Origin of the sequence: Bacillus sp. 522_BSPC (genome assembly GCF_001076885.1) — a bacterium.
GTDB lineage: Bacteria > Bacillota > Bacilli > Bacillales > Cytobacillaceae > Niallia > Niallia hominis.
This window is the reverse complement of record NZ_JVDT01000039.1, coordinates 1-12,629: the sequence shown is the minus strand read 5'-3', so window position 1 is coordinate 12,629 and position 12,629 is coordinate 1. Positions and strand designations below refer to the sequence as shown.

The window sequence follows — 12,629 nt, the reverse complement described above, 5'->3', positions numbered from 1 at the left end:
AATTAAAGATTGTTCGTCTTTAAAGACTAGTTATTTAGTTTTGTCCCAGCCTCTTTTTGTCTTTAAAAAGAAAGGCAGAAAAATACTATAATAGATAATCTCTAAAGCCAAAGAATCTATAATTCTTTGGCTGAAATACGGATGTTTGAAGCTGTTTTTTTTGCTTATAAAAAGGCTCTAAATGTTCAAAAATATTTCATCAAATTCTTTTAAAAAAGGCTTGCAGGTTAAGAAGGATGAGAGTATGATAACAATGAATATTTCAGAAATTGAAATAATTTTGATAAGAAAAAGGATGATATAGGAATGATGGAATCAGAACAGACGAATTCAGAAAATGAAAGGCTAAGCATCAAGAATGGAGTTTACACAACGATAATTTTGAACATCTCTAATAACTATTTTCCACTCTTTGCAATAAGTGTTTTAGGAGCAACCAATTATCAAGTTGGTTTAATTAGCTCGCTTCCTCCATTTATTGGAATGTTTGCGATGATTATTGGTTCATTGATCATTAATCGGCTTCAGGAGAAGAAGATGTTTACCGTGTATTCTTTTTTAGCTGCAAGGCTTTTTTTAGTTGGTATTGCATTAGTCGTTTTTATACCTGATAAATATCAAGTAATCGTCTTTATTGTTTTGGTTGGGATCATGAATTTTCCTTTTTCCTTTGCGAATTTAAGCTGGCAGGCATTTATAGGGGACATTATTCAAGAAGATAGACGAAGTGGTTTTTTTAGCACAAGAAATAAAATGATGACTTTAATCGGGATGATCTCTACTTTTTTTATTGGCATATTTCTTCAATTTTTTGATAAAACAGATCCAATTCCTTTTGTTGGATTATATTTATTAGCTTTTGTATTAGGTTTGCTTGAAATAAATTATTTGAAGAAGCATGTGGAGCCCAAAAAGAAAGAATTGCCTAAAAAAAGGTCTACGCATTTTGGGATTTCTGTGTTTAGAAATAAAGCTTTTTTATATTTTATCATTAGCGCCTTGTTTTTTAATTTTGCATGGCAAATGTGTTGGACCTTGTTTAGTATCTATCAAATAAAATACGCTGGAGCTACAGGATTATGGATCAGTTTATTTGCCGTTGCTAATTCAATTGGTCAAATTATTAGTTTTAAATGGTGGGCAAGAATGGCAGATAAACATTCCAATGCAAAGATGCTAATCTTAGTATCGCTTGGAATGGCAATCGCCCCATTCATCACGATCTTTTCAACCAATCTTGTTTTTCTTGTAATAACGAATATATTTGCTGGATTATTTGTGTCAGGTACTGTCTTAATGCTATTTAATCAATTATTAGATGTGACAAATGAGGATAATCGCAGTTTATGTATTTCTAATTATAATATTTTACTTGCGTTTGTTGCTTTTATTGCGCCACAATTTGGTGTATTTCTTTTAGAAACAACGAATATTTATACAGCGATGAATATTTCTGGATTTTTACGAGCTTTTAGTGGGATATTTTTCTTTTTCCTCTATATATATTTAAAGAGGAGAGAAGGAGTTTCATTCAAACGCAAGATGGCAAAAATATAAATACACATAATAAATCCCATATCCGTAAAGGCTATGGGATGTCTATGCTTATTAAAGTGGAAAATTAATTCGGAATATGTTAAAATAAATGAATCTTTTAGTGATATCAATTTATCTTCAGGAAAATACATATAATTTATCTATTATAATGATATCACATAATTGTTCTGCTTGTCAAGATAATTGATTAGGGGTGTATGCAATATGAGTAATAAAGAAGCGAAAGAAAAGGTCCAGGAACAAAAGAGGATAGATTTTGTTCGCAAGGAAATCGACGATAAGTTGAATGTGATGGAAAAAGACATTCACAATATTGGCGGTGATGTTGGTCAATTACGTTCAACCTTTTGGGAGGATGTTACGGTAAACCTTGATGAACCAGATGATGTTATTGAAACCTTTACGAGTATAAAACAACAAGCAGAGCTCCTTGGAGAACGGGAACGAACTTATGGGCAAATTCATCAGCAACAAAAGGTTCTTCAAAAATTGAAGGATACTCCTTACTTTGGCAGAATTGATTTCGATGAGGAAGGGGAAGGCACAGAAGAAATATATATTGGCATTGCTTCTTTTATGGATAAAAAAAATGAGACATTTTATATCTATGATTGGCGAGCTCCTATTTCAAGTGTTTATTATGATTATTCGCCAGGACCAGCATCTTATGAAACGCCTGGTGGGAAAATTGAGGGTGATTTACTATTAAAAAGACAATTTATCATCCGAGACGGGAAGCTTATCAGTTTATTTGATACAGGAGTAACGATTGGTGATGAGCTATTGCTTGAAGTACTTGGCAATAATGCTAATTCCATGATGAAATCAATCGTTGCGACGATTCAAAAGGAACAGAATCAAATTATACGCAATGAAAAAAGCAGATACTTACTTGTGCAGGGCGTGGCAGGAAGCGGAAAAACATCTGCTGCATTGCAACGTGTAGCTTATTTGTTATACAAGCATCGTGATACATTGAAATCAGATAATATTATGCTATTTTCACCTAACCCATTATTTAATAGCTATGTGTCTACAGTCTTGCCGGAGCTTGGGGAAGAAAATATGCGCCAGTCTACTATTTATGAGTATTTACAATCACGAATTGGAAAATCTTTTCAAGTAGAGGATTCCTTTTCCCAATTAGAATATTTGTTAACGGAAACGGACTCACTAAAAAAAGAAAATAGATTAAAAAGTATACAGTTTAAAAGTAGTGAAGGGTTTAAAAAGCTTATTGATGAGTATTTAGATAATTTACATAAAGATGGTGTCGTATTTAAGGATATCGTATTTCAAAACAAAGTATTTATATCAAGTGAAGAATTGATGAGAAAATTTTATGAAATGGAGAGCCATATATCCATACCAAACCGAATGCAATTATTAATTGAATGGGCCCAAAAAGAAATGAAAAAGCATGCAAGAACCGAAAGAAAACAAGGTTGGGTTGATAACGAAATGGAGCTGTTGGATAAAGAGGAGTATTTGGAAGCATTTCATGCAGCTCATAAAGAAGAAGACTTCGACTATTTCGATCAAGAGGAAAAATTCTTGCGGAAAATTATTGTTAATAAGCACTTTAAATCTATCTATGCGGCTATTAAAAAAATGCGATTTATTGATGTTTCTGCTATGTATAAAGGGATTTTCGATTTAAGCTGTCCTGCACAATTAACAACGGACGAATGGAGAAGGATTGGCGAGCAAACCATCTTAAACCTGCAAAATAGAACACTTTCGTACGAAGATGCTACTCCTTTTGCGTATTTAAAGGATAAATTGGAAGGAAAAAAATCCACTTCGGGAATTCGTCAAGTATTTATTGATGAAGCACAAGATTATTCTGATTTTCAAATTAATTACTTAAAAGAGCTATTTCCTTATAGCAAAATGACGCTACTTGGCGACATTAATCAAGCAATATATGCCCACCAGCATAATGAGATTGTTGCTAATGGAAAAAAGGAAGATGTCGAAAGCATCGTTTTAATGAAAAGCTATCGTTCGACCAAGGAAATTGTGGAGTTTACAAGAGGCCTTGCTGTAAATGGAGACAAAATCGAACCTTTTAATCGTCATGGTGAAAAACCACATGTAGTAAGTGTAGGAGATTCGGCTAAGCAAATAGATGATTTATTAAAGCGAATCGAAGACTGGAAGGGTAATGGCTATAAAACAATTGCAGTTATTTGTAAAACGATTAAAGAAAGCAGTAAAGTATACGAAATGCTTAAAGAGAAAGTAGAAGCAAGATTTATTCAAAAGGGCACGACATCCTATGAAAAAGGCATTTCCGTTATCCCTGCTTATTTAGCTAAAGGAATCGAGTTTGATGGAGTGATTCTTTATAATGCATCAAGCTATAAGGGCGATTTAGAAAAGGAATTGTTTTACACAGCCTGCACAAGAGCCATGCATGGATTAGCTATGTATATAGAAGATGGAATTCTGAATCCATATTTTGAGTGGATAAAGGAAGATACTTATGAGTTAATTGATGGAAGATAATATTTTTCTAAAAAAAGATAGATGAATTTAAAAGTGGTTGGAAGTAATAAGTAAAACGGAGCAGCCGAAATACACGAACTCGATGTTTCGCGAAACAGGGGAGAGCCCCTGTGACAAAGTGTATTTTGGCTGCTGCTTTATTAGTAAGTAATTTTTTTGGTTTTCTTACCAGACTTCTGCAAGTTCAAACCAATAATGGCAAATAGTTTGTAAGCCTTTATCATAATTTTCTAAATGGAAATGTTCATTTGGGGCGTGGAAATTTTCATCTGGTAATCCAAATCCCATTAACACAACAGGCAGATTTAAAATTTGGTCAAATGCTGCAACAATTGGAATAGATCCACCACCACGCGTATAGGAAGTTGGCACCTTATACACTGTTTCATAAGCTTTGCCAGCTGCTTGTATCGCTTTATGATCAAATGGCGTAACAAAAGGAGTACCTTTATCAAATAATTGAACTGTTACATCTACACCCTTTGGTTTATGAGCCTCAATATGTTTCTCTAATAATGCAACTATTTCTTCAGGATCCTGAGCAGGCACAAGTCTACAGGTAATTTTTGCACTAGCTTCTGAAGGGATAACGGTTTTTACGCCAGTTCCTTGAAAGCCACCTTTTATTCCATTGATTTCAAGAGTAGGACGCACCCAAAGCCTTTCTAAAGTAGAAAATCCTTCTTCACCGAATAGAGTAGGGGAGCCAGTTTGCTCGATGAAAGTGTCATCTGAAATTTGCAATGCTTTAAAGGCTTCCTTTTCATCTGGTGTTAAAGGTGTTACACGATCATAAAATCCTTCTACAGCAATTACTCCATTTTGATCGTGAAAGCTTGCTAATAGCCCGCTTATGGCAGCAATTGGATTTTGAATCGCTCCTCCAAATAATCCAGAATGAAGATCACTTCTTGGACCTTTAACATGAATTTCCATGCCACATAAACCACGAAGACCATAGCAAATGGTTGGTTTCCCTTGTTCTATCATCCCCGTATCGGAAATAACAATCACATCAGCACCTAATAACTCCTTGTTTTCTTCTACAAAGAGAGGAAGGGTAGGACTGCCAACTTCCTCTTCTCCTTCTATGCAAAATTTTATATTTACTGGAAGAGAACCATTTGTTTGAAGAATCCCTTCAATAGCTTTAATATGCATAAAAACCTGTCCCTTATCATCACTTGCACCTCTTGCATAGAGTTTCTCATCTCGTATTTCAGGTGAGAAAGGGGGAGTATCCCATAGTTCTAGTGGGTCGACTGGCTGTACATCATAGTGCCCATATACTAATACAGTAGGTTTTCCTTCTGCATGAAGCCAATCTGCATAAACAACTGGATTGCCTTTTGTTTGATAGATGGAAGCATTTTCTAAGCCTGCATTCGTAAGTGCCTGTACTAACCATTCAGCTGTTTTCTGTATATCTTCTTTATGCTCGGGGAGGGCACTGATACTTTCCAATGATAAGAAAGAAAATAATTCTTCCAAGTGGACATTTCGCTTCTCTTTTAAATAATCTTCAATCATTTTCATTTCTGTATTCCTCCAATTATTTCGATATGAAAAATAAATTCGTTATATAAAAAGAATATCCTCTTTTTTAGAAAATAAAATATATTGAAAAATCATAAATGATGATGTAAAATTACACCATTAGATGAAATTGTAAGAATTAAGGCTTGTTAAGAAGAAAGGATGCATGGAATGCAGAAGAATACGATTGCCATTTTTAATCGCATTTTGGAAATTTTATATACAAAGCAATACATATCAAACGAAAGTTATATGGACATAACTGCTGGCTTTGAACGGTATATAACAGATGAAGAGAAAAAGAAGGAGCTAGAAAAGGAAGGATTAGAAAAAAAACCTGTAAAAAAAGTAATTGTGAAAAAGCAGCCTGTAAAGGAAAAGAAAAAGTATACTGCTGAACAGCTCCGTGAACGAAATATAGGGGTGATGCTTTATTTAGGAGTAGCACTACTGCTAATAGGCGGGTTAGTCGTTGCGACTAGTAATTGGGACTCTATGCCAGGATGGATGAAAGCAGTATCGATCTTTTTTGTTTCGATTTTATTTTTTGGGGTTGGTTTATTATCGAAAAAAATTATCAAAATTGATCATACTGCATTTGCTTTCTTTCTCCTTGGGAGTCTTTTTTTGCCAATAGGATTTGTTTCCGTCAGCTTTTTTCAGCTAGCAGGGGACTATCTTTCTATGCATGGTGAAGGTCGATTTTTATTAGGGGTAATAGCTGGATTGGTATTATTCCCAATCTATACTGCTCTAGCTGTTTATTTAAAGTCTGGTCTATATAAAATCCTGACCATTGGGACAATAACTGGAACGCTTGCTTTTCTCTTTGCTTTCCTCCCGTTAGCTCAAGATGGATTCTTCTTTTTTATGATAATCTATCAATTTATATTGATATATGTTTTATTGAAGTGTCAGCATTTAAAATGGATACAATACTTTCAGAAGGAACTGACACCAATTGTTCAACTACAGTTAATTTTAACTGCATTATTTATGACATTTCTATTTGATAGCAGTATGATAAATGGTTTTTATTATTTAGTAATCAGCAGTCTTTTCATGATGACCGTTGCGTTAACGAAACGAAAGCATGATCATTTTTTTATTACCATTGCAATTGCGTTTGGTCTTTATCGAATTTTCACCAATCCAATTCTTCAAGACTTATTACCAGTAGCTTTTGCTTGCTTTAGTATTCTCCTTCTCTTTTTTGTGTTTATCTTAAAAGGGAAACTGGAATGGGGAAAAGTTTGGGAGTTTACAAGCTTTGTCATTGCACTTGCCACTTTTTTCGTAACTATTGTATTTTATGGGGAACTTTTTCTCGAAGGCAGTATGTATTTAGTGTTTGCTTATCTCTTACTGGCCGTTGAATTTCTTCTTTTAACGAAAAAACTAACATATTCGTTTATTCGTTATTTGCCAGTTCTTTTTTTGAACCTAGCTTTATGGAATATAGCTGTATTGTTTTCGTTAATAAACGATGTTGATAGCTTATTCCTTGTAATCTATGGAATAAATATAGTGCTATTATTTCTGTTAGGCATATTTAATAAGTGGCATTATTTACAAGATATTAGAAAGGAATCTACCATCTATAATGTATCCTGGATGGTGTTAATAGCCTTTTTATCAACAGCAATTTTTATTGGAAAGTGGTATATTCCTGTCATGATAGGAGGAATAGCATTAAGTCTATATTTAGGAAGGCGCTTGATAAGAAATAAAACGCATAACCAACTCCTTTCCTATCTCATTCCGATTACTGTTTTTGGTGTTTATTTTACGACTGCAGAGACATTCAGCTTTATACAAGAACAAGGACTATCGTTATCGATTGCGATAGGAAGTATATTCACCGTCATAACTGGAAGTTTGTATGAAAGACTGGATAAGAACATGGGAAGGATTGGTTATTATATTGGTCAAATCTTGTACGGCTTTGGATTGCTTCTAATTCTTGAATATTTCACATTAAACAAATGGGTCACAACTGGAATGTATTTAGTAGCAATCCTTGTTTTTTACGATTTATATCGAAAAATAAAAAACAATCTTATCGCATGGCTAATTGGTATTGTTAGTTTGATTAGCTATTTAACCCTTGTTGGTTCTATTTGGAACAGTGATACATTTCTTTTTGAAACGCTTATGAAGTATGGATGGATTGGCCTGTTTATTATTGCGTTAGGGCTAAAACATACATCATTTAAGCTTCCATTCCTAACGATTTCCCATGTGTATATTATTGGAAGTATGGTCATTGATCGTTTATTTATAGGAAGTGATTCCTTCCTTCCGTTTATCTATTTGTTCATTGTTTATAGCATAAGTATCTATTTAGTTGCGAATAAATATGTGAAAATGGCTTTTCGATATGGTAGCTATCTATCTAGTTATCTCTTTCTAGCGACAATTATCTCATTTGATTTTGCAGGAGGAAATTCGTATCAACTTGCATTTATGGTACTGTCAATTGTTTTATTTGGTTTGTACTTTCTAACACAGAATAAGGTAGGGCTTCTTTACTTTTTTCTACCATTTAGTGTATTAGGGATTATTTCTTGGCTGTTTGCTTACCCATTTTCGACGGTCAGTTATTTTGTAATCCTACTATATATTATGATTGTGCTGCTTGTAATTCATTTGGAGAAACTGCATTTATTCTCCATTGGAGGAGTTGTCTTCCTGCTTATCAATAATGAAATATTGATGTATGCAAAGGAGTTTATCCCATTTGATCGTTATGTATTTACTTGTGTTTGGGGAGTATTGTTTTTGTTTATAAGTACGACAGTCTACTCGTCCATATTGAAGTGGAAGGAAGATGGGGAAAAATGGATTGATTTTTATCTAATTGGTAGTATCCTTTCTACAATATCGTTATTTGGAGTGGAAACAACCTTTAATTGGGATATTATAATACCAGGATTGTTCCTTTCTTTTCTAGCTTATTTGCAAATTAAACGAGTTAAAAAAGAAATCGAATGGATACCTAAACTTGTAAGCATATATTTGTTGCTCGTTCCGTATTATTCGTTTCTAATGATTATTACTATCAAAGAATATATTGTGACAGAGTTAGTTGTATTGCCTTGGATAATCATGGTGATTGCTACAAAGAAAATAATAAGTAAGCTAATGGCATTACACTATATTGAATGGGGAGTTATCGTTATTGTAGCTCTTATATTAGCTATTGATGGATATATTTCCCATACTATCTATGATGCGATAATCTTAGGTGGTCTTGCTATTTTGTCCATTCTCTCTGGTTTTTACTTCCGGTATAAATCCTATTTCTTTGTTGGCATTGGTGTACTTGTTCTCAATGTTTTGTTACAAACAAGACCATATTGGGGGAATTTCCCATGGTGGGTGTATTTATTAATTGCTGGGTCCATTCTCATTGCGATTGCAAGTATTTACGAAATGCAAAAACAAGGGAAGCAGCCTTTAGCTATTACAAAGCTCCTTGATTGGAAAAATAGATTACTGCTATTTTTAAAAACATGGAAATAATATAATGGCCTGGACGGTTAAAAGTTCAGGCCTATTTGTTTACTAGAGCAATTGTATTTATTAATTCAGCGGTAACAATATATCTCTTCGGTGCATTTCCAATAAAGGCAAAAGGATAACATGTGGTTAAGGTAAGAATTGGTCTGGATTTAGGGGTTAGAATGGTTGAATCATTTGAATCTACAATGGAGAATTTTGTAACTTTATATTCATAATCATTTTCTCTTGTTTCGAGAATTAATGAATCATTCTTTTCTAAATCCTTAAGGAATCTGAAAAAAGTATCACGATGTCCAGACAGTACAATATTATTGTTTTCGCCAGGTAGAGCACTTTTTCGATAGTGACCCGCACCTTTTTCTAAAATTTTTGCACTTGTCCCTTCATAGATGGGAATAGACTTCTTCGTATTTGGGACAATGATTGCTCCAATTTTTTCACCTGGTTGTACCTGTCTTAAATTGGATAAGGCCATTTGTCTGCTGGGCTGAAAAACTGGTTGCTCTATAATGGCATTAATCTTCCAATAGCTAGAAAGAGAATAGAAAACCATTATCAATCCTATCGATAGGAAGAAAACTCCAATTTTATTGGGCTTATTCATAAGATGGTTTCCTAAAGGTTAATAACACGCCTATTAGTACAAGCATGTATCCAATACATAGGATGACAGGGAGCGGTGATGCTGTATTTGGAAGCTGTGCTGCATAGAGAGTAGCTAAACCTTTTGTTACTTCGGTCAATTCTACCATTTTATCTACTGCATCGACAGAGGAAACCATGTCTGGTGACACAATGGCATCTCCAATTAACGTATTGTTGGTATCATATAATTCAATTGCAACGGTTGTATCCATTTGTTTATTAAAAAGATCACTTAGTGCAAGCTCTTTTCTTTTCCCATTATCATCAATACTTATTAGTACAGGCTTCATAGCTGTTGTGGTAAAAAAATCTTGCCAAAAATGAGTTAACGCTGCATTTTCTTTATCACTAATCTCGCTTTCTTGGTCTATTTCTTGGAATCGATTTAAATTTTCTTTCCATTCCACGACTTTTGCTGCGAGTAAGGTAGGGCTTTGTTTATTTAAGTGCCCGTAAAATTGCTGTTTTTCTGTGTCGTCAAACCCGATATTCTCAAGAAACTCTTCTAATTGCAGCATTTTCTCTTCATGATTTTTATAAAAATCAATGGCAACCTCTAAATCTTCTAAAAACCAAAAATTCTCTACTGTTTCATGATAGCCTGCCAATAAGATATCTAATTCTTCTTTTGTCATCGAATTTTGAATAAGCAGTTCTTCCAGATTTGTAGGAGTGATAGGGGTGCCCAGCTGTTTTTCTAATAAATGTATATTATCAAAATCATTAACGTTTAATCCTTTAAATGTTAAATATTCTTCTAAATCATCTGTAGTCCAACCGAGTTTACTAGCTAAAGTCTCTATTTCTTTTTCACTTGGAGAAGCGAATGCAGGTGTTGCTTGCATGCATACTCCTAAGAAAAGAAGAAGAGAAGGAAGAATTTTTTTCATTAAGACAAGTCACCTCCATAATTCTATTGGTAGTGTTTGTCATTTTATGAAAATAATACGTGAATAGGAAAATTTATTTTGGGAGGAAGTGGAGGATAGGGCTGATGAGCAGTGGGGGTATGATTGGAAAAAGTAATATATGTTTCAAAGCATGATAGAAGATATATTGTCCGGTCGTCAGTGCCCAAAGCGAGAGCACAGCATTCTAAAGGCAACAGAAGGATAGCCTAAAACATCCAAAAATGGGAGCGTTAGAGTTAGAGGATAAAAGACAAAAACTTAACTCGATAATAATTAGGCTATCCATCCATTCCAATCATCTTTACGAATCCATTTTAATCGTTCTACCAGGGGTGAATTTTGCTACTTCATCTAACTTATTTTCTTTTGCTGAAATATGGCTTGGAGTAATTTTATAAATAGCTGTTTTACTCCCCAATGCCGAGACATATCTTTCTAAATGAGATTTAGCGAGCGGTTTCTCATAATATCCAGGTACATACTTATTTAGCATTGCCTGCATGACATCACGGCTTTCATTGATATTCTCAAGCAGTGTAACTTCTCCGAAGACTATAACACTCATATAGGCAGTATCTACTTTAGCTGGTATGGGATTGCTCATCACGCCTCTTGCTTCACTGACAGTAAAGCAAGCATGGTTATTTTTAAGGATAATCCGCGTTTTTCTGCCTTCACTGGCACCGTGAAAGTATAAACATTCATGGAACCAAACATAATTTAATGGAATAACATATGGAACATTTTCATCCACTAATCCAAGATGCCCTATATTTGTTTTATGTAAAAAATCATTAATTTTTTCCTTGTCTGTCACTTCCATCGTTGATTGTCGCATCGCATTCATTATTTATTCCATCCCTTCCTTGTATTGTTTCTATATTTTAAAATATAAATAGTCATTTCAATAGGAACAGTTTAAGATAATTTTATAGGTACAAATTTAAATAGCATCGAAAAATAGGGGGAAGAACGTGAATATTGCGATTCATTTGCATAAAGATAAGAAGGAGCCTGTATACATACAGTTGTATCACTATTTTAAACAGGAGATTTTGACAGGGAAAATAGAAGCTGGGACAAAGCTACCGTCAATTCGCTATTTAGCGAGTTTCTTGCATATTAGCAAAAATACAGTGATTGATGCATACCAACAATTATGGATGGAAGGATATGTGGAGAGCAAGGAGAAAAGTGGCTATACGGTTGTTGCATTACCTAGCTATGAATATACAGCACAGCAACAGAAAAAAGTAGTTGCAAAAAGTCCAGAGACGGGTACAAATGCTTGTATAGACTTTCATTATGGAGATATTGATGGGGTTAATTTCCCTCTAAACGGTTGGAAGAAGACGATTAAAGCCGTCATGGAGGACAATCAGACCCACTGGATGAAGTATGGCAATAAACAAGGAGAATTAGCATTAAGAGAAGAATTGGTTGGGTATTTATATAGATCTCGGGGCATTCAAACTACTGCTGACAATCTTGTCATTACGGCAGGGACAGAACATTTAATTCATCTAGTGCTATCTCTTATGGAAGATAAGTCCTTATTTATTGGGATGGAAGAGCCAGGATATGATGGAGTACGAAATGTATTTATGGAAAGGGGAATCCCGATTCAATCAATACCTGTTTTAGAAGAGGACGGGCATGACTTGTCGGCACTTCTAAACAGTGCATGTAACCTTACATATGTTACCCCTTCTCATCAATTTCCGATAGGGAAGATTATGCCTATTGGAAAACGTATAGAGCTATTAAAATGGGCAGAAAGAAGAGATGGCTATATTTTAGAAGATGATTATGACAGTGAGTTCCGTTTTCAAGGAGCGCCAATTCCAAGCATGAAAGCCATTGATCAACAGGATCGAGTCATTTATTTAGGGACATTTTCAAAGGCTTTTTTGCCATCTCTACGAATAAGCTATATGATTTTAC

8 protein-coding genes are annotated in these 12,629 nt (G+C 34.3%); 4 read left to right on the top strand and 4 right to left on the bottom strand.

From position 1 onward, the window contains the following. Nucleotides 1-306 precede the first annotated feature (306 nt). Nucleotides 307-1,557, top strand: coding sequence for an MFS transporter (locus ADJ83_RS03600; RefSeq protein WP_031537612.1), 1,251 nt, complete (start codon nucleotides 307-309; stop codon nucleotides 1,555-1,557). A gap of 204 nt (nucleotides 1,558-1,761) precedes the next feature. Next, nucleotides 1,762-4,068 carry an RNA polymerase recycling motor HelD gene (gene helD / locus ADJ83_RS03595; RefSeq protein ID WP_031537614.1) on the top strand — a complete coding sequence of 769 codons (2,307 nt, stop codon included), beginning with the start codon at nucleotides 1,762-1,764 and terminating at the stop codon, nucleotides 4,066-4,068. 165 nt (nucleotides 4,069-4,233) lie between these two features. Here helD and ADJ83_RS03590 read toward each other — a convergent pair whose 3' ends face one another. Then, nucleotides 4,234-5,604 carry a dipeptidase gene (locus ADJ83_RS03590; RefSeq protein ID WP_031537615.1) on the bottom strand — a complete coding sequence of 457 codons (1,371 nt, stop codon included), beginning with the start codon at nucleotides 5,602-5,604 and terminating at the stop codon, nucleotides 4,234-4,236. Nucleotides 5,605-5,775: 171 nt separating this feature from the next. Between ADJ83_RS03590 and ADJ83_RS03585 the strand changes: the two genes are divergently transcribed. After that, the gene (locus ADJ83_RS03585) at nucleotides 5,776-9,129 is read left to right on the top strand and encodes a hypothetical protein (RefSeq protein WP_031537616.1); all 3,354 of its coding nucleotides are present in this window, start codon (nucleotides 5,776-5,778) and stop codon (nucleotides 9,127-9,129) included. Nucleotides 9,130-9,160: 31 nt separating this feature from the next. Here the strand turns inward: ADJ83_RS03585 and ADJ83_RS03580 are convergent, their stop codons facing one another. The 3 genes from ADJ83_RS03580 to ADJ83_RS03570 form a co-directional block, all read right to left on the bottom strand. Continuing rightward, complete coding sequence (locus tag ADJ83_RS03580; protein ID WP_031537617.1) at nucleotides 9,161-9,733, bottom strand: class D sortase; 573 nt, start codon at nucleotides 9,731-9,733, stop codon at nucleotides 9,161-9,163. Beyond that, complete coding sequence (locus tag ADJ83_RS03575; RefSeq protein WP_031537618.1) at nucleotides 9,726-10,664, bottom strand: processed acidic surface protein; 939 nt, start codon at nucleotides 10,662-10,664, stop codon at nucleotides 9,726-9,728. The genes ADJ83_RS03580 and ADJ83_RS03575 overlap by 8 nt, the downstream gene beginning before the upstream one ends. 322 nt (nucleotides 10,665-10,986) lie before the next feature. After that, the gene (locus ADJ83_RS03570) at nucleotides 10,987-11,532 is read right to left on the bottom strand and encodes a pyridoxamine 5'-phosphate oxidase family protein (RefSeq protein ID WP_031537619.1); all 546 of its coding nucleotides are present in this window, start codon (nucleotides 11,530-11,532) and stop codon (nucleotides 10,987-10,989) included. A gap of 127 nt (nucleotides 11,533-11,659) precedes the next feature. Between ADJ83_RS03570 and ADJ83_RS03565 the strand changes: the two genes are divergently transcribed. Further along, a partial coding sequence (locus tag ADJ83_RS03565; RefSeq protein WP_048716916.1) for a PLP-dependent aminotransferase family protein occupies nucleotides 11,660-12,629 on the top strand: 970 nt, incomplete at its 3' end.

What these genes read in the sequence shown, in the direction of transcription:
- ADJ83_RS03600 (WP_031537612.1), top strand. Translation starts at nt 307, where the DNA reads ATGATGGAATCAGAACAGACGAATTCAGAAAATGAAAGGCTAAGCATC.
- ADJ83_RS03590 (WP_031537615.1), bottom strand. Translation starts at nt 5,604, where the DNA reads ATGAAAATGATTGAAGATTATTTAAAAGAGAAGCGAAATGTCCACTTG.
- helD (WP_031537614.1), top strand. Translation starts at nt 1,762, where the DNA reads ATGAGTAATAAAGAAGCGAAAGAAAAGGTCCAGGAACAAAAGAGGATA.
- ADJ83_RS03570 (WP_031537619.1), bottom strand. Translation starts at nt 11,532, where the DNA reads ATGAATGCGATGCGACAATCAACGATGGAAGTGACAGACAAGGAAAAA.
- ADJ83_RS03580 (WP_031537617.1), bottom strand. Translation starts at nt 9,733, where the DNA reads ATGAATAAGCCCAATAAAATTGGAGTTTTCTTCCTATCGATAGGATTG.
- ADJ83_RS03575 (WP_031537618.1), bottom strand. Translation starts at nt 10,664, where the DNA reads ATGAAAAAAATTCTTCCTTCTCTTCTTCTTTTCTTAGGAGTATGCATG.
- ADJ83_RS03585 (WP_031537616.1), top strand. Translation starts at nt 5,776, where the DNA reads ATGCAGAAGAATACGATTGCCATTTTTAATCGCATTTTGGAAATTTTA.